This window comes from Pseudomonas sp. SDO5271_S396 (assembly GCF_054071795.1).
The window spans coordinates 267,648-284,340 of record NZ_JBSVWB010000001.1 but is presented as its reverse complement, the minus strand read 5'-3'; the positions used below and the strand labels follow the sequence as shown (position 1 = coordinate 284,340).

14 protein-coding genes are annotated in these 16,693 nt (G+C 62.7%); 12 read left to right on the top strand and 2 right to left on the bottom strand.

Translation table 11 applies throughout. From position 1 onward, the window contains the following. Positions 1 to 58 precede the first annotated feature (58 nt). Entirely contained in the window at positions 59 to 1,267 is a 1,209-nt protein-coding gene (locus ACW9IN_RS01315; RefSeq protein ID WP_457364243.1) for a DSD1 family PLP-dependent enzyme, read from the top strand. 147 nt (positions 1,268 to 1,414) lie between these two features. Here ACW9IN_RS01315 and ACW9IN_RS01310 read toward each other — a convergent pair whose 3' ends face one another. Next, on the bottom strand, positions 1,415 to 2,356 hold the full coding sequence (locus ACW9IN_RS01310) for a SphA family protein (protein ID WP_457364171.1): 942 nt from the start codon (positions 2,354 to 2,356) through the stop codon (positions 1,415 to 1,417). Between the two features lie 204 nt (positions 2,357 to 2,560). On the opposite strand from ACW9IN_RS01310, the gene ACW9IN_RS01305 reads away from it, so the two are divergent. Next, positions 2,561 to 3,598 (top strand): AraC family transcriptional regulator ligand-binding domain-containing protein, encoded by a 1,038-nt coding sequence (locus tag ACW9IN_RS01305; RefSeq protein ID WP_457364170.1) that lies wholly within the window; start codon positions 2,561 to 2,563, stop codon positions 3,596 to 3,598. Positions 3,599 to 3,640: 42 nt separating this feature from the next. Here ACW9IN_RS01305 and ACW9IN_RS01300 read toward each other — a convergent pair whose 3' ends face one another. Beyond that, a complete protein-coding gene (locus ACW9IN_RS01300; RefSeq protein WP_457364169.1) occupies positions 3,641 to 4,192 on the bottom strand; it encodes an RNA polymerase sigma factor in 552 nt (183 codons plus the stop codon). A gap of 473 nt (positions 4,193 to 4,665) precedes the next feature. On the opposite strand from ACW9IN_RS01300, the gene ACW9IN_RS01295 reads away from it, so the two are divergent. The 10 genes from ACW9IN_RS01295 (at position 4,666) to tssH (ending at position 16,588) form a co-directional block, all read left to right on the top strand. Next, complete coding sequence (locus ACW9IN_RS01295) at positions 4,666 to 5,583, top strand: anti-sigma factor family protein (protein ID WP_457364168.1); 918 nt, start codon at positions 4,666 to 4,668, stop codon at positions 5,581 to 5,583. Between the two features lie 51 nt (positions 5,584 to 5,634). Then, positions 5,635 to 6,669, top strand: a complete 1,035-nt coding sequence (locus tag ACW9IN_RS01290; RefSeq protein ID WP_457364167.1) for a catalase family peroxidase — start codon at positions 5,635 to 5,637, stop codon at positions 6,667 to 6,669. 78 nt (positions 6,670 to 6,747) lie between these two features. Continuing rightward, the gene (gene tssA / locus ACW9IN_RS01285) at positions 6,748 to 7,794 is read left to right on the top strand and encodes a type VI secretion system protein TssA (protein ID WP_457364166.1); all 1,047 of its coding nucleotides are present in this window, start codon (positions 6,748 to 6,750) and stop codon (positions 7,792 to 7,794) included. A 39-nt stretch (positions 7,795 to 7,833) separates the two neighbouring features. After that, positions 7,834 to 8,334 (top strand): type VI secretion system contractile sheath small subunit, encoded by a 501-nt coding sequence (tssB, locus tag ACW9IN_RS01280; RefSeq protein WP_457364165.1) that lies wholly within the window; start codon positions 7,834 to 7,836, stop codon positions 8,332 to 8,334. 91 nt (positions 8,335 to 8,425) lie between these two features. Beyond that, on the top strand, positions 8,426 to 9,925 hold the full coding sequence (gene tssC, locus ACW9IN_RS01275; protein WP_457364164.1) for a type VI secretion system contractile sheath large subunit: 1,500 nt from the start codon (positions 8,426 to 8,428) through the stop codon (positions 9,923 to 9,925). A 30-nt stretch (positions 9,926 to 9,955) separates the two neighbouring features. Further along, positions 9,956 to 10,438, top strand: a complete 483-nt coding sequence (locus tag ACW9IN_RS01270) for a type VI secretion system tube protein Hcp (RefSeq protein ID WP_457364163.1) — start codon at positions 9,956 to 9,958, stop codon at positions 10,436 to 10,438. A gap of 121 nt (positions 10,439 to 10,559) precedes the next feature. Continuing rightward, positions 10,560 to 11,078, top strand: a complete 519-nt coding sequence (gene tssE, locus ACW9IN_RS01265; protein WP_457364162.1) for a type VI secretion system baseplate subunit TssE — start codon at positions 10,560 to 10,562, stop codon at positions 11,076 to 11,078. Beyond that, entirely contained in the window at positions 11,075 to 12,952 is a 1,878-nt protein-coding gene (gene tssF / locus ACW9IN_RS01260; RefSeq protein WP_457364161.1) for a type VI secretion system baseplate subunit TssF, read from the top strand. Before tssE ends, tssF begins: the two co-directional genes overlap by 4 nt. Continuing rightward, positions 12,937 to 13,959, top strand: coding sequence for a type VI secretion system baseplate subunit TssG (gene tssG, locus ACW9IN_RS01255; protein WP_457364160.1), 1,023 nt, complete (start codon positions 12,937 to 12,939; stop codon positions 13,957 to 13,959). Before tssF ends, tssG begins: the two co-directional genes overlap by 16 nt. Next, the gene (gene tssH, locus ACW9IN_RS01250) at positions 13,952 to 16,588 is read left to right on the top strand and encodes a type VI secretion system ATPase TssH (protein ID WP_457364159.1); all 2,637 of its coding nucleotides are present in this window, start codon (positions 13,952 to 13,954) and stop codon (positions 16,586 to 16,588) included. The genes tssG and tssH overlap by 8 nt, the downstream gene beginning before the upstream one ends. The last annotated feature ends 105 nt before the right edge of the window (positions 16,589 to 16,693 follow it).

Sequence of the window (16,693 nt, the reverse complement as noted above, 5' to 3'; positions counted from 1 at the left end):
GAAACGCCGACATTTTGTAATGGGCGCCGGGGCGTTGCTGGTCGCCGGGGCGTGGGGCTTGCGTCCGAGTGATCGCGGCGGGCCGTACAGCGACTATTTCCGCACCCTCAACGCCGAGCTCAAGGCCCATGGGCCGATGCGTCCGGTGATGCTGATCGACCTCGATCGCCTGGATCACAACATCGATGTGGTGGTGCAGTCGGTCAAGCGCGGCGGCAAGCACCTGCGGCTGGTGGAAAAGTCGCTGCCGTCGCCGGGCTTGTTGGCGTATATCGCCCAGCGGGCGGGAACGCAGCGCCTGATGTCGTTTCACCAGCCGTTCCTGAACCACGATGCTCAGGTGTTTCCCGAGGCCGATATCCTGTTGGGCAAGCCGCTGCCGGTGCGTTCGGCGGAGATTTTCTACCAGGCCCATAAAGGACCGTTCGACCCGTCGCGCCAGTTGCAATGGTTGCTGGATACGCCGGAGCGGCTGCAACAGTATTTGGCGCTGGCCCAGGGCTTGGGTACGCGGTTGCGGGTCAATATCGAGCTGGATGTGGGGCTGCACCGTGGTGGAGTCAGTGATAACGCGATGCTGGGGCAGATGCTCACGCTGATCGGCACGCACCCGCAGCACCTGGAGTTTGCCGGTTTCATGGGTTATGACCCGTTCGTGGGTATGGGCGTGCCGGGGATTCTTGGCTCGCCCCAGGCGTTGTTCGAACAGGTGATGCAGCGCTACAACGGGCATGTGGATTTCGTCCGACAGCAGTTCGCCGGGCTGTGGCGCGACGGGCTGACGCTGAACACGGCGGGCAGCCCGAGTTACCGCATCCATGAGCAGGAACGCCTCAGCAGTGAGGTCTCGGTGGGTACAGCGCTGCTCAAGCCCACTCATTACGATCTGCCGTCCCTGAGCGAACACGTGCCGGCGGCGTTTATCGCCACGCCCGTGTTGAAAAGAACCGGGCCGGTGAACATCCCGGCGCTGGACGGCAAGTCGCGGATGTTTTCGTGGTGGGATCCGAACCAGCGCGGCACCTACTTTATTTATGGCGGCAACTGGCTGGCGGAGTTCGAATCGCCCCAGGGGCTGCAAAGCAACGACCTGTATGGGCGCAGTTCCAACCAGGAAATGGTCAATGGCTCGCCGGCGGTAGGCTTGAACGTCGAAGACCAGGTATTCCTGCGCCCGACCCAGAGCGAATTCGTGCTGTTGCAGTTCGGTGATTTGCTGGCGGTGCGGGGTGGCAAGATCGTCGAGCGCTGGCCGGTGTATAGCTGACAAAGCGGGTTTAACAGCAGCGTCGGGGCGCGCAGCGGCCCTGAAACCCGAAACCTCGGCGTGCCCGGGGAAGCGCGGGTGGTCTTATTGGGGCCGCTGCGCAGCCCAGCGCAGGGCAAGCCTGCTCACCACAGAGTCCGTGTGGGTCTACAGGGCGAAAGGGATGGTGAGCTTGGCCCATAACATGTCGCCTTCGGGGCGGTTTTTCACGTCGAATTCCTTGGCCCAGCGGATTTCGGCGCTGGCGTATTTGAGGAAGGTGAAATACACCGCAGGGCCTATGGCGAACACTTGGCCGCGTACGCCGTCGTCCACATCCTCGCCGAAGATATTGGTGACGGTGCGCCCGTACTGTTTGTCGTCGGTGGTCTGTTTGAGGTAGTAGCCGTTGAGCCCCAGGCTCAGGTTGTCGGTCACTTTGTAGCTGGCCGAGTAGTCGAAGTGGAAGATCTGCCCGGAGCGGTAGTCGGTGTCGTGGTTTTCTTCGTTGAAGCTGTAGGTGGCTTTGATCGACAGCTCGGTGCGGTCGGTGGGCAGCCAGGTCGCCGAGACCAGCGGTTTGTAGGTGTAGAAGTTGTTGCTGGTGTTGGCCAGGCGTGCGGAATCGTATTCGCCGGTGGGCAGGGTGATTTCCACGGCGGCGGCCAGGGTCAGGTCGGGGCCCATGTCCCACAGGATGATCGGCGCCAGCGTCGTGTCGCCCATGCTTTCGCGGGTATCGGACATGCCGAACAGCGACACTTGTTGCTTGAGGTAAGGCTGGGCGATATAGCCGCCCAGGCGCCCGCCGAAAATGCGTACGGGGCTGAGGTAGTCCAGACGCGGGATGATCGCGTCGGATTTGATCCGCACCTCGGAAACCTTGCCGCCCAGGGAGCTGATGTCCAGTTTGCGGGCTTCGTAATGGTTGTAGTACAGGTTGAAGGCGAACATGTGGTCCGGCAGGTTGTTCACGTCCAGGGGCAGGGTGTAGAAGCCGTCGGTGCCGGGACCGATGTTGTCGACGCCGCCTTCGGTGGCCAGCGCCGGCAGGCTGATCAGGCTCAACAGGGCGAGTTGCAGCGGGTGAAGCGCACGGGTGGGGTTCATGTCTGGCCTCTTTAATTATTGTTAGGGCACTGCTGGCCATAGAAATAAGCCTTGAAGGCCGGGCGGGGCAGGGTTTTGGAGGACAGATAGGGGGACTTTGCCGGACAGTTTTCACTCAGGGTGCAGCGACTCTTGCAAGCGCCTATGATTGTCAGAATGTTTCTAAAACAAGAACTGATGCACTCAGTCAGGAAGCCGTGATCCATGCAAAGGAAAGCCGTTGACCCGCATTTCGAGCTGGCGCTTGTGTCGCCGTTTCTGCTGCAAACCCTCGGGCAGGTGGTGGCGCAAAAGGGCGCCAGTGCCGAAGCGCTGTGCCGGGGCCTGGGATTTACCCTGGCCGACCTGGATGACCCGGCCCAGCGGATCTCCTATCGCCAGGCCGTGGCGATGATCCAGCGCGCGCTCAAGGCCTTGCCCGATCAGGGGCTGGGGCTGTGGGTGGGCAATCAGAATGTGCTGGGTACCCTGGGGTTGCTCGGCCATGTGATTTCCCTGTGCAAGACCTTGCGCGATGCCTTCGCCATTGGCGAGCGTCATCAGCACACCTCCGGCGGCATCGCCACCACGCGTACCCATGAACACGGCCCGGAAGTGTTTATCGACGTCGAATGCCTGCTGCCCTATGCCGAGGTACAGGTGTTTGCCGCCGAGGAGTTTTTCGCCAGCCTGATGGTCTACGGGCGCGCGCTGGTCGGGCCGGGTTTCATGCCGTTGCGGGTGGAGTTCGTGCACGCCGCGCCGCCGTATCAGGCGGAGTACGCGCGATTGTTCGGCGCCGACGTGCGTTTTGGTTGCCTGCACAATCGCATGGTGCTGGCGTCCCATTGGCTGGATGTGTGTCTGCCCAATCACCATGCGCTGGCGTTGCGCCAGGCGTTGGAATTGCTGGAGCTGGAAAGCGCCCAGTTGCATCAGAAGATGGACCTGATCCAGGCGGTGGAGCGGGCCATCGCCCGTGATTTGCAAGGCAGCCAGCTGGAAAAGGTCGCCGGCGACCTGAACATGAGTGGCCGCACCCTGCGCCGGCGCCTCACCGAACACGGCCTGACCTTCGAAGCGCTGCTGGAGCAGGTGCGGCGTGCGCGAACCATGGGCTTGCTGGGCAATCCGGGGCTGTCCATCGAGCGGATCACCGAGGAGGTCGGCTACCGCGATGTGCGCAGTTTTCGGCGGGCTTTCAAGCGCTGGACGGGCGTCAGCCCCAGTACGTTTCGCGGTGAAGGCGGCGGGGTGGCGTAATCCTTCGGGTGATCCCGTCAGGAGGCCGATCCAGAGCGGTTGTCAGGAGGCGGACGAACTTTGGGGCCGAGCGCGCAAAGGTTTGCTTTTTGGCGAATCAAAAAGCGCGCCGATCGCCTGACGCGCCCGGGACAAGCGACTCATGATGGTCCCGATCGGCAGGTCGAGCATTTCGGCGGCTTCCTTGTAGCTGAAGCGTTCGACCCCCACCAGCAGCATGACTTCGCGCTGGCCTTCGGGGAGTTTTTCCACCGCTTCGATGATCTGCCGGTGCATCAGGTCGGACTCCGGGTTGGGCGCCTCGGGGTCGCTGACGGTTTCCAGGAACTCGTCGTTCCAGTCCATCCGCGAACGGCTGCGTACTTTGCGCGAGCGCAGTTCGTTGATCCAGGTGGAATGGACGATCGAAAACATCCAGCTCAGTACCGACGTGTCGGGCTGCAACTGATGGGAGCGTTCCAGCGCGCGGACACAGGCGAGCTGAACCAGGTCTTCGGCATCGTGCTTGTCGCCGGAAATGCGCAAGGCGAATGCCCACAAGCGGGGCAGCAGTTCCGGGAGCAGTGCGGGTAAGTCAGCACCGGTGATCGACATATTTCCTCTTTTTATTTCTTGTTGCCTAAAATGGTGCGGTCAGGCTACGAGGTCGATACCGTAGCGGATGCCTGTGTCGCGGCGTCCTTTTTGCGTGCTGAGGGTCCTGGGGTCGCAGTGAATTGTATCAAGATGCTGACAAAGTGTATCAATTTGAAAGCTTTTTGAAAGCTTATGCATGTAACAGGCCAGTATTTCTGACAATCGTGTCAGGAAAATTCGCCAGACACTGAGTGAAACATATAAGATTTATTCGACGCTGGGAATATTTTCAGTTTTAGGGTGTTCTCTTAGAGTATTTGCACGTGTCGCCGAGTATTCGCTGGTTGCTTTAAAGTTTTTTTGCCCTGTTGCAACAGTAAAGATGATATCAATATGATGGCTTGTCGCTACCCGCTGACTCGCCGCTTCGGCTCACAAAGCCGGGAACCACACAGCAAAAAATTGATGAATACAAACGGAGAGATAACCCCATGGTAGCGGATGATGCCTTGCTAATGGCTTATGTTGACGGCGACCTTTCGCCGCAACAGAACCAGGAGCTAGAGCGGCTCATAGACGCTTCGCCGGACCTGGCTCAACGAGTCTCTCGGTTGATGGCTTCCTGCCTGCCTTATGAGGAAGCATTTGCCCGGCAGAACGTGCCTCCGGTTCCCGAGAGTCTGAAGCTCAGTATTGCGGCATTGGCGGCTCAGCATACGGCTGCCCAGGCGCCGAAAACGGCCTCTGCTCCGACGACTGGTAGAACAGACAGCGTTTTCGGTCGCCTGTTCGCGTTTCTCCAACCTAAATTTGCATGGCCTGCGCTGACCTTCGTCGCGGGTGCGGCCTGTTACGCGCTGGTGCTTCAAGTTGGTGCGTTCAGCGGCGTGCTCAAGCCCGGTTTTGATGCATCCGCGCCCGCGGTTGCGCAAGCCTCGCCCTGGGTGCAACAGGCGGCGGCATACCAGCATCTCTATACGCGCGAAACCGTGGCCTATGGCGCTCAGCCGTCCGATGCCGTCATCAAGACCCTGGCCGATATCCGCAACATCGACGGTCTTGCCCTGCGCGTGCCGGACCTCAGCGCCGCCGGCCTGACCTTCAAGCGTGTGCAGCGTTTGCGTTTTAACAACAAAGCGCTGATTCAGCTGGTATATTTGCCGGCCAATGGTGCGCCCGTCGCGCTGTGTGTGATGAAAGAGCCGAAACCGGACCAGTCCATCACCCAGCAAAGCGTCGCGCAAATGAACGTTGTCACCTGGCGTCAGTCCGAACTGGGCTACGCCCTGATCGGCGAGCCCGAAGGTGTGGACCTCAACGCCGTTGCCCGACTTGTCGCCGACCGCAGCGCAGGCCAGTTGTTTACTGGTTCGCCCGCTCCCCTGTGGATCGCCGGCATCCAGAAATGACCATGCTGGGGTCGGGCATGGGTACCCAATGCCGCGATCCCAGATAGCTTGATGAAAAAACTTCTTCTGCTGAAAAAACGTCATCGCCTGCCTCTTGCCCTCACTGCGGTGTCAATCGTCGGCCTCGGTGCGTGGCTTTTTTCCTCCTTGTATGTTCCCTCGGCCACCGCCGAGCGCATCGTCGATGAAATGGAAAACGTCGCCGGCGGTGCCCATCCCGGTTTTCGTCGCAATCACGCCAAGGGCCAGTGCATCAGCGGCCGATTTGAAAGCAACGGCAACGCGGTGGAAATTTCCCGCGCCGTCGTGTTGCAGCGTGGCACCGTGCCCGTGATCGGCCGCCTGTCCGCCGCCGGCGGCGACCCGACCCAGGCCGATGAACATGGCATGGTTCGCAGCATGGCCCTGTGGCTGGTCGGCAGCGATGAAGAGCCCTGGTACCTGGCGATGAACTCCGTGCCGGTGTTTGCCGTGAACACGCCCGAAGGCTTCTACGCGCAATTGCGCGCCTCGGTGCCGGAGTACGGCGGCGTCGGTCCCGACCCGGACAAGATGCAGGCTTTCAAGGACACCCATCCCGAAATGCGCCCGTTCGAGACCTGGCTGGAGGAGCATCCCGGCTCTTCCGGGTTCGACAACACCACGTTCTACAGCGTCAATGCCTTCCGCATGATCGACGCCCAGGGGCGGGTGCGCTTCGTGCGCTGGAGCATGGTGCCTGAGACGCCTTACAAGGAGATGACAGCCGGGCAGCGCAGCGACCCGGATTTCCTCGCCTTTGGCTTCGCCACCTTGCTGGATCAAGGCCCGGCGCGCTGGCACCTGATCTTCACCCTGGCCGAGCCCGGGGATGTCACCACCGATGCCACGGTGCTCTGGCCTGAAGGTCGGAGGCAGATAGACGCCGGCGTGTTGGTGATCGACGACCAGCAGTCCCAGATGGACGGTGCCTGCCGCGACGTTGATTTCAACCCGCTGCAGTTGCCGCCCGGCATCGAGCCTTCGGACGACCCGTTGCTGCTGTCGCGCAAGGCGGCGTATGCCGAGTCTCATCGGCGGCGTGTGGCCGAGGAAAGCTCGCATTAAGAAATTTTCCGGTCCCGCGGAATAAATCATTTCCCTCGCTTGTTCTATCCCCAGAACAACTTGCACGAGGGAAGTACGATGGGCCTGCCCACCGAAGCTCAACCACTGGATTTCACTGCGCTGGCCTTGCCCTTGGGCGAGGCCGATGCCTGTGGCCAGAACTTCGAATACGACCCCGAATTCCTCGAACTGGAAGAAGAGGCCCTCGGCAAACCCGAAGTGCAGTACGGCGACACCATCACCCAGGCCATCGAGCCTAACTGGAAGCGGGTGATGCAACTCGCCTTGCCCCTGATGGAGCGCAGTCGCGATCTGCGTCTGGCCATCTGGCTGACCCGTGCGCAACTCAACCTGCAAGGCTTCGCCGGGCTGGCCGCGGGCCTGCAACTGGTGCACGCGTTGCTGGAACACTGTTGGGACGGCCTGCACCCGCAACTGGATCCTGACGACGACAACGACCCGCTGCTGCGCATCAATATCCTGGCGTTCCTGTGTGAGCCCGTCGGCCTGTTGCGCGATGCGCTGGATGCGCCGCTGGTCAACGCCCGCAATGTGGGACCCATCAGCCTGCGCCAGATCGAGTTGGCCGGCACCGAGCAAGGCGGCGAGGGTGACGGCCTCAGCCTGGGCATGATCGACGGCGCGTTTGCCGAAGCGGATCCTGCCGCGTTGAGCGCCACCGAGGCGGCATTGACACAGGCCATGACCCTGAGCGTGCAGATCGAGCAACGCTTGACCGAAAAAGTCGGCGTGGGCCGCGCCATCGACCTGAGCGGCCTGGCCACCTTGCTGCGCCGGGCCGGCGAAGCGATTCATCGGTATCAGCCCGGAGGCGCATCGGTGCAGGTCGTCGAGAACGTCACGCCAGAAGCCGCAACAGCGCCTGTCGCCGTCGCGCCCCAGGCCCCGCGCGGCGAGATCAACAGCCGTGACGACGCGCGCCAGGCCATCGACCGCCTGTGCACTTATTTCCAGACCCACGAACCCGCAAGCCCGGTGCCGTTTCTGTTGCAACGGGCCAAGACGCTGATCGACAAGAATTTCATGGAATTGCTGCAAGACCTCGCCCCCGACGGGCTTGCGCAACTGGCGCTGGTCAGCGGTATTCGCAACAGCGACAACTGACCCTTTTCGTCCTAACCCTCACTCACTGGAGCTATTCCTGTGGCCAAAGAAAGCAGTCAGAAATTCATCGCCCGCAACCGTGCGCCGCGCGTCCAGATCGAGTACGACGTGGAGATCTACGGTTCGGAAAAAACCGTGCAGCTGCCCTTCGTGATGGGCGTGTTCTCCGACCTTTCCGGCAAACCGGCCGAGCCGCTGCCGCCGGTGGCCGAACGCAAGTTCCTGGAAGTCGACATCGACAATTTCGACGAGCGGCTCAAGTCGATGAAACCACGCGTGGCGTTCCAGGTGCCCAACACCCTGACCGGCGAAGGCAACCTGCCGGTGGAAATCACTTTCGAGTCGATGGACGACTTCAGCCCGGCCGCCATTGCCAGCAAGGTGCCCAGCCTCAACCAGTTGCTCACCGCGCGCAGCCAGTTGTCGAACCTGCTGACCTACATGGACGGCAAGGTCGGTGCCGAGGAACTGCTGGCCAAGCTGCTTGCCGATCCGACCGTGATGCAAGCCTTGAGCAGTGCGCCCAAGCCGACTGAATAACCACCCCGAATAACCGACTGAACGCTTACGCCGCCGGTGCCTCGTTTGCCCCGGTACGGGACGCGTTTGCCCAAAATTCAAGGATACCGTCATGTCCACTACGCAATCGGAACAGCCAGGGCAACTCGCTCCGGCCACGGAATTCGACGCCGGCGACTTCGCCAGCCTGTTGCAGAAAGAGTTCAAGCCCAAGACCGACAAGGCCAAGGAAGCGGTGGAAACCGCCGTGCGCACCCTGGCTGAACAGGCCTTGCACGGCACCAACCTGATGCCCAACGACGTGCTCGGCACCATCGAAGGCCTGATCGCCGCCCTCGACCAGAAGCTCACCGAGCAGGTCAACCACATCCTCCACCACGAGGAATTCCAGGGCGTGGAAAGCGCCTGGCGCGGCCTGCATTACCTGGTCAACAACACCGAGACCGACGAGTCGCTGAAGATTCGGGTGATGAACATTTCCAAGAACGAAGTGCACAAGACCCTGCGCAAGTTCAAAGGTGTGGCCTGGGACCAGAGCCCGATCTTCAAGAAACTCTACGAAGAGGAATACGGCCAGTTCGGTGGCGAGCCCTACGGCGCGTTCGTGGCGGATTACTACTTCAACAACAGCGCGCCGGACGTCGAGTTGCTGACCCAGATGGCTCGCGTCAGTGCCGCTGCCCACTGCCCACTGATCACCGCCGCCGACCCCAGCGTGATGCTGATGGAGTCGTGGCAGGAACTGGCCAACCCGCGTGACCTGACCAAGATCTTCCAGACCCCGGAACACGCCGCCTGGCGCAGTTTCCGCGCCAGTGAAGACTCGCGCTACGTGGGCATGGCCATGCCACGCTTCCTGTCCCGTGCGCCTTACGGTGCCAAGACCAACCCGGTGGAAGAATTCGACTTCGAAGAGACCACCGACGCCGCCGGCGCCAAGGACTTCACCTGGGCCAACGCCGCCTATGCGATGGCGGTGAACATCAACCGCTCGTTCAAACACTACGGCTGGTGCTCGCAGATTCGCGGCATCGAATCCGGCGGCGTGGTGGAAGGGTTGCCCGTGCACACCTTCCCGACCGACGACGGCGGCGTGGACATGACCTGCCCGACCGAAATCGCCATCAGCGACCGTCGTGAAGCCGAGCTGGCGAAGAACGGTTTCATGCCGCTGGTGCACAAGAAGAACAGCGACCTGGCCGCGTTCATCGGCGCGCAGTCGATGCACAAGCCTGCCGAGTATGAAGACCCGGACGCTACCGCCAACGCCAACCTGGCCGCGCGCCTGCCGTACCTGTTCGCCACCTGCCGCTTCGCGCACTACTTGAAGTGCATCGTGCGCGACAAGATCGGCTCGTTCAAAGAGCGCGACGACATGCAGATCTGGCTCAACAACTGGATCGGTCGCTACGTGGAACACAACCCGGCCACCGCCACCGATGCCGACAAGGCCCGCAAGCCACTGGCCGGCGCTGAAGTGGTGGTGGAAGAGATCGAAGGCAACCCCGGCTACTACGGCGCCAAGTTCTTCCTGCGCCCGCACTACCAGCTCGAAGGCCTGACCGTGTCCCTGCGTCTGGTTTCCAAGCTGCCGTCCACCAAAGCCTCATAAAAAACTGATCAACCCTGAAAGGTAACCATCATGATCCTGCTGAACTTCAAAGGCACCCAAATCAAAGGCACCTCCACCGTTGAGGCGCACACTGACTGGATCACCATCGACGCCATGCAGATGGGCGTTGGCCGCGCGATTTCCACCAGCGGTGGCGGCACCGACCGTGACACCAGCAACCCGTCGTTCTCGGAAATCTCCCTGAGCAAGGCCACCGACCTGGCCTCGGCCGACCTGTTCATGCAAGCGGTGTGCGGCAAGAGCCTGGGCGATGCCGAGATTCACTTCATCCAGACCGGCGGTCCGGACAAGAAACAACAGGTGTTCCTCAAACTGATCCTCGGCAGCGCCATCATCAGCTCGTACTCCGCCAGCAGTAACGGCGAGCGCCCGAGCGAAACCATCTCGATCAACTTCACCACCATCAGCTACGAGTTCGACTCCTTCACCGGCGACACCGTGAAAACCGGTACACCGAAGAAGTGGGACCTGGAAAAGAACCAGAAGATCTGATCCGGCTGCCCGGCGGACTATTGCACTGAATGGTTTTTTTGTAGTGAGCGGGCTTGCCCGTTCACCACAAGAAGCCCTTCATCCCGATAAGCCCGCTCACTGACTGATAGAGACTTTACCCATGGCTGAACTCACCAGTCGCGAACGCTTGCAGCCGTCCTTGCTCGATCGCTTGAGCGATGACGACACCGGCCACGCCGTGGAGCCGCGCGACAAGCGTGTGTTGTCCATGCGCGGCTTGCGCAAGGCGGTGCTGCGTGACCTGGGGTGGCTGCTCAACAGCACCAGCCTGGGCAGCTTTCGCGACCTCAGTGCGCACCCGCTGGCCGTGCAATCGGTGATCAATTTTGGTTTGCCGGACCTCGCCGGCAAGACCGCCGCCGGTCTGGACCGTGAAGAGCTGGCGCGACGTATCCGCCAGGCGATCTGGGACTTCGAACCGCGAATTCTGCGTGAAAGCGTGCGCGTGGTGCCGGTTGCCCCCGCAGGCGCAGCGGCCAGCCCCAATCAGGTGGCCTTTGAAATTCATGGCGAACTCTGGGGCCAGCCGTTGCCCGAGCGCCTGTACCTGAAGACCGAACTCGACCTGGAAGCAGGCGAGGCCAGGGTCTTCGATATCGAAACAAGGGACGTGCGGTGAACGCCAAACTGTTGCGCTACTACGAACGTGAACTGGCCCACCTGAGGGAAGTCGGCGGTGAATTCGCCCGCGACTACCCCAAGGTCGCCGGTCGCCTGGGGCTGGAAACCTACGCTTGCGCCGACCCCTACGTGGAGCGCTTGCTGGAGGGTTTCAGCTTTTTGGCCGCACGCGTGCAACTGAAAATCGACGCCGAATTCCCGCGCTTCACCAACCACCTGCTGGAGTTGGTTTACCCGCAATACCTGGCGCCCACACCTTCGATGGCGGTGGTGCAATTACAGCCGGACATGGGCGAGGGCAGGCTGGCCGAAGGGTTCAAGGTCCCCCGCGACAGTGCCTTGCACAGCCAGTTGGGCAAAGGCGACCAGACCGCCTGTGAGTTTCGCACCGCCCACGATGTGACCCTGTGGCCGATGGAACTGGTGGAAGCGCGCTACTTCGCCTGCGGTGCCCAAGTGGCCGGGGTCGACCTGTCGCGCCTCGGCACCGTCAAGGCCGCCTTGCGTCTGCGCCTGCGGGTGGGCGCCGGGTTGACCTTCAGCGAGCTGGCGCTGGACAACCTGTCGCTGCACATCCGTGGCGGTGAAGCCATGCCGTCACGCATCCTCGAGCAATTGCTGGCCCAGGCGGCCGGGGTGCTGGTAATGCCGGTGCAGGAGCATGTGGACTGGCACCAGTTCCTGCCCAAAAGCGCGATTCGCAGCGTGGGCTACAGCGACAGCGAAGCCTTGCTGCCCACCGGTCCGCGTTCGTTCCAGGGCTATCGGCTGCTGCAGGAATACTTCGCCATGCCCCAGCGCTTCCTGTTCGCTGAAGTGGCCGGGCTGGCGAACAGCGTGAGCCGTTGCACCGCCGAACAACTGGACGTGATCGTGTTGTTCAAGAAGCTCGACCCGGTGCTGGAGCAGAGCCTCAGCGCCGCCAACTTCGGCCTGCACTGCACGCCGGCGATCAACCTGTTCCCGATGCGCGCCGAGCGGGTGCACCTGTCGGACCAGCAAGCCGAATACCACGTGATTCCCGACCGTACCCGGCCGATGGATTACGAGATCTACCAGGTCGAAGACGTCACCGGCTATGGCAGCGGCGCCGACGCCAGCCAGACGTTCGAATCGTTTTACCGCGCCAACGACCTGCATGCGCGTACGCCGCCCAAGGCGTTCTACCAGGTACGTCGCGACACGCGGGTGTTGTCCGAGCAGCAACGACGCCAGGGGCCGCGCTCCAGTTATATCGGCAGCGAGTTGTTCCTGTCGTTGGTCGACGCCCAGGAAGCGCCGCACCGCAGCGATCTGCGCCAATTGGGCATCGACACCCTGTGCAGCAACCGCGACTTGGTGCTGAGCATGCCGGTGGGCAGCGGTCGCACCGATTTCAGCGTCGAGTCCGGCGCGCCGGTGCAGTCAGTGCGTTGCGTGGCCGGGCCCACCGTGCCCGCGCCATCGTTTGCCGAAGGCGAGACGGCGTGGCGGCTGGTCAGTCACTTGTCGCTCAACTACCTGTCGCTGCTGGACCAGGACAAGGAGCAGGGCGCCACGGCGTTGCGTGACCTGTTGCGCCTGTACTGCCGCGTCGAAGACGAAGCCGCCCACAAGCAGATCGAAGGCCTGCGCTCGGTCACCGCCGAGAGCATTGTGCGGCGCCTGCCGCTGCCGGGCCCGATCACCTATGGGCGTGGCCTGCAAGTGTGCGTGACCCTGGATGAAGCCGCCTTCGAAGGCGCCGGCGTGTTTGTGCTGGGCTCGGTGCTGGAACAGTTTTTCGCCAAGTACGTGTCGCTCAATTCGTTCACCGAAACGGTGATCAAAAGCACCACCCGTGGTGTGATCATGCAATGGCCGGCGCGGGTGGGCAGATGCGAGATCCTCTGAGCCTGCTCAGCGCCCTTGAAGCGCACCCGGGGCGTTTCGATTTTTATGGCGCCCTGCGCCAGCTGGAATGCGCGTTCCCGCAACTGCCCCGCATCGGCCAGGCCGCGCGCCCGGCGGATGAGGCGGTGCGGTTCGGCCAGCAACCGTCGCTGGCGTTCGAGCCGGCGATGATCGCCGGGCTCAAGCCGGGTGCAACGCCCAGACTGCTGCTGAATTTCTTCGGCCTGATGGGCGCCAATGGCCCGCTGCCGATTCACCTCACCGAATACATTCGCGACCGTCAGCGCAACCAGAATGACCCGACGCTCGCCGCATTCTGCGACGTGTTCCATCACCGCATGATCAGCCTGTTCTACCGCGCCTGGGCCAGCGCCCAGCCGGCGGTGAGCCTGGACCGGCCCGGCGCCGACCGTTTTGCCCATTACCTGGGGTCGCTGATCGGCATCGGCATGCCCTCGCTGCTGGGTCGTGACTCGCTGCCGGACGTGGGCAAGCTGCACTTCGCCGGTCGCCTGGGCCCGCAGACGCGCAATGCCGAAGGCCTGGCGGCGCTACTCACGGATTACCTCGGGGTGCCGGTGAAGGTCGAGCAGTTTGTCGGCCACTGGATGACGCTGCCCGCTGACGGCCTGTGTGCCTTGCGCAGCGGCCCGGATGCGCCGGTGCTCGGCCAGACCACCGTGATGGGCAAGAAAGTCTGGAACACCCAGCACAAATTCCGCCTGCTGATCGGCCCCCTGGACCTGGACCAGACCCGCCGCCTGCTGCCCGGTGGCGACAGCCTGCAACGGGTGCAGGATTGGGTACGCCAGTACGTCGGCCTGGTGATGGACTGGGACGTCAACCTGATCGTCAAAAAAGAACAATTGCCTGGCTTGCGCCTCGGTTCCGCGCCCCTGGGCTGGACCAGCTGGCTGAGCAGCAAAGCCCCCAAGCAGGATGACCGGCAATTGCTGATCAACCCGCGCATCTCCGTCCATTCTTCTCAAGGATCTGCCCATGGCTGATATCAGTCGCGTCGCGCTTTTCGGCAAACTCAACAGCCTGTGCTACCGGGCGATCGAAAGCAGTACCGTGTTCTGCAAGATGCGCGGTAACCCCTATGTGGAGCTGGTGCACTGGTTGCAACAGATCCTGCAACTGACCGACTCGGACCTGCTGCGTCTGATCCGGCACTACGGCATCGACCCGGCGGTGTTGGCCCGGGATCTTACCGCTGCCCTCGACCGTCTGCCCCGGGGCTCGACCTCGGTCACCGACCTGTCGAGCCAGGTCGAAGAAGCCGTCGAGCGCGCCTGGGTCTATGCCACCCTGATGCTGGGTGAAACCCAGGTACGTTCCGGTCACTTGCTGCTGGCGCTGCTGAAAACCCCGAGCCTGCGCAACGGCTTGTATGGTGTTTCGCGCGAGTTCAACAAGATCGGCGTCGACGACCTGAGCGAACAGTTCAGCGCGTTGCTCAAGGACTCCCCCGAAGCGCAGATGACTGCCAGCGATGGCTTCCAGGTGCCCGGTGAAGACGCAGGCGCGCTGGCACCGGCGGCCATGGGCAAGCAGGAGGCGTTGAAGCGCTTTACCGTTGACCTCACCGAACAGGCGCGCACCACCAAGATGGACCCCATCGTCGGCCGCGATGAAGAGATTCGCCAGGTGATCGACATCCTGATGCGCCGTCGCCAGAACAACCCGATCCTGGTGGGCGAGGCAGGCGTGGGCAAGACCGCCGTGGTTGAAGGTTTCGCCCAGCGCATTGCCCGGGGCGACGTGCCACCGAGCCTGAAAGACGTGCAGTTGCTGGCCCTGGACGTGGGCCTGTTGCAGGCCGGCGCGAGCATGAAAGGCGAGTTCGAACAGCGTCTGCGCTCGGTGATCGATGAGGTGCAGGCCAGCGTCAAGCCGGTGGTGCTGTTTATCGACGAAACCCACACCCTGGTCGGCGCAGGCGGTGCCGCCGGCACCGGTGATGCGGCCAATCTGCTCAAGCCGGCACTGGCCCGTGGCACCCTGCGCACCGTGGGCGCGACCACATTTGCCGAGTACAAGAAACACATCGAAAAAGACCCGGCCCTGACCCGGCGTTTTCAGACCGTGCAGGTCGACGAACCCGACGAAGCCCGTGCCCTGCTGATGCTGCGTGGCATCGCTGAAACCATGCAGAACCACCACCAGGTGCAGATCCTCGACTCGGCGCTGGAAGCGGCGGTGCGCCTGTCCAATCGCTACATTCCGGCGCGTCAGCTGCCCGACAAGGCCGTCAGCCTGATCGACACCGCCTGTGCCCGCGTCGCCATCAGCCTGCACGCCACGCCAGCCGAGGTGGACGACAGCCGTCGCCGCATCGAAGCGCTGGAGACCGAACTGGCGATCATCGAGCGTGAAACCGCGATTGGCGTCGAGACCGCCAGCCGTCGCGCGTCCGTCGAAGCGCTGCTGGTGACCGAGCGTGAACGCCTCGACGAAGTGGAGGGGCGCTGGGACAACGAGCTGGCGCTGGTGGAGCAGATCCAGCGGCTGCGCAGCCAGTTGGCCGAAGCGACCGACCGTGAAGCCGGCCTGGCGGAGCTGCGCCAGGTGCAGGACGAATTGGCGGCGCAACAAGGTGAACACCCGTTGGTGCTGATCAGCGTCGACGAGCAGGCCGTGGCCTCGGTGGTGCAGGACTGGACCGGCATTCCCGTGGGGCGCATGGTCAAGAACGAGATCGAAAACGTACTGCGCCTGGCCGACCGTCTGGGCCAGCGCATCATCGGCCAGAACCACGCGCTGGAGATGATCGCGCGGCGCATCCAGACCTCCCGCGCCGGCCTCGACAACCCCGGCAAGCCGGTGGGCGTCTTCATGCTGGCCGGTACCTCCGGGGTGGGCAAGACCGAAACCGCCCTGGCCCTGGCCGAGTCGCTGTATGGCGGTGAACAGAACGTCATCACCATCAACATGAGCGAGTACCAGGAAGCCCACACCGTTTCCACCCTCAAGGGCGCACCGCCCGGCTACGTGGGCTACGGCGAAGGCGGTGTGTTGACCGAAGCGGTGCGGCGCAAGCCCTACAGCGTGGTGCTGCTGGATGAAGTGGAGAAGGCCCATCCGGACGTGCACGAGCTGTTTTTCCAGGTGTTCGACAAGGGCTGGATGGAGGACGGCGAAGGCCGGATCATCGACTTCAAGAACACCCTGATCCTGCTCACTACCAACGCCGGCACCCAGTTGATCAGCCGCCTGTGCCGCGACCCGCAGAACACCCCCGCGCCGGACGCCATCGCCAAGGCCCTGCGCGAGCCCCTGCTGGAAGTCTTCCCGCCGGCCCTGCTCGGGCGCCTGGTGGTGATCCCGTACTACCCGCTGAGCGACGCCATGCTCGGCAACATTATCCGTCTGCAACTGGGGCGCATCGAAAAACGCATCGCCGGCACCCACAAGATCCCGTTCAGCTACAGCGACGACGTGGTGCACCTGATCGCCAGCCGTTGCACCGAGCTGGAAAGCGGCGGGCGGATGATCGACGCGATCCTGACCAACTCGATGTTGCCGACGATCAGTACCGAGTTTCTCAACCGCCTGCTGCTCGGCACACCGGCGACCCAGGTGCGGGTCGGTGTCGAGGGTGGCGAGTTCACGTACGCGTTCGAGGCGCCATAACGCTCTCGCCTGTCGAGGTCGATGCACCCGTGGGTGGAATAAATCCGCTCGCCTGGTTGTTCTCTCCAGGTGAGCGGACTGATCGCGCGTAGCTCGGGCGGCCTG

What these genes read in the sequence shown, in the direction of transcription:
- ACW9IN_RS01310 (WP_457364171.1), bottom strand. Translation starts at nt 2,356, where the DNA reads ATGAACCCCACCCGTGCGCTTCACCCGCTGCAACTCGCCCTGTTGAGC.
- ACW9IN_RS01305 (WP_457364170.1), top strand. Translation starts at nt 2,561, where the DNA reads ATGCAAAGGAAAGCCGTTGACCCGCATTTCGAGCTGGCGCTTGTGTCG.
- ACW9IN_RS01300 (WP_457364169.1), bottom strand. Translation starts at nt 4,192, where the DNA reads ATGTCGATCACCGGTGCTGACTTACCCGCACTGCTCCCGGAACTGCTG.
- ACW9IN_RS01295 (WP_457364168.1), top strand. Translation starts at nt 4,666, where the DNA reads ATGGTAGCGGATGATGCCTTGCTAATGGCTTATGTTGACGGCGACCTT.
- ACW9IN_RS01290 (WP_457364167.1), top strand. Translation starts at nt 5,635, where the DNA reads ATGAAAAAACTTCTTCTGCTGAAAAAACGTCATCGCCTGCCTCTTGCC.
- tssA (WP_457364166.1), top strand. Translation starts at nt 6,748, where the DNA reads ATGGGCCTGCCCACCGAAGCTCAACCACTGGATTTCACTGCGCTGGCC.
- tssC (WP_457364164.1), top strand. Translation starts at nt 8,426, where the DNA reads ATGTCCACTACGCAATCGGAACAGCCAGGGCAACTCGCTCCGGCCACG.
- ACW9IN_RS01270 (WP_457364163.1), top strand. Translation starts at nt 9,956, where the DNA reads ATGATCCTGCTGAACTTCAAAGGCACCCAAATCAAAGGCACCTCCACC.
- tssE (WP_457364162.1), top strand. Translation starts at nt 10,560, where the DNA reads ATGGCTGAACTCACCAGTCGCGAACGCTTGCAGCCGTCCTTGCTCGAT.
- tssG (WP_457364160.1), top strand. Translation starts at nt 12,937, where the DNA reads ATGCGAGATCCTCTGAGCCTGCTCAGCGCCCTTGAAGCGCACCCGGGG.
- tssH (WP_457364159.1), top strand. Translation starts at nt 13,952, where the DNA reads ATGGCTGATATCAGTCGCGTCGCGCTTTTCGGCAAACTCAACAGCCTG.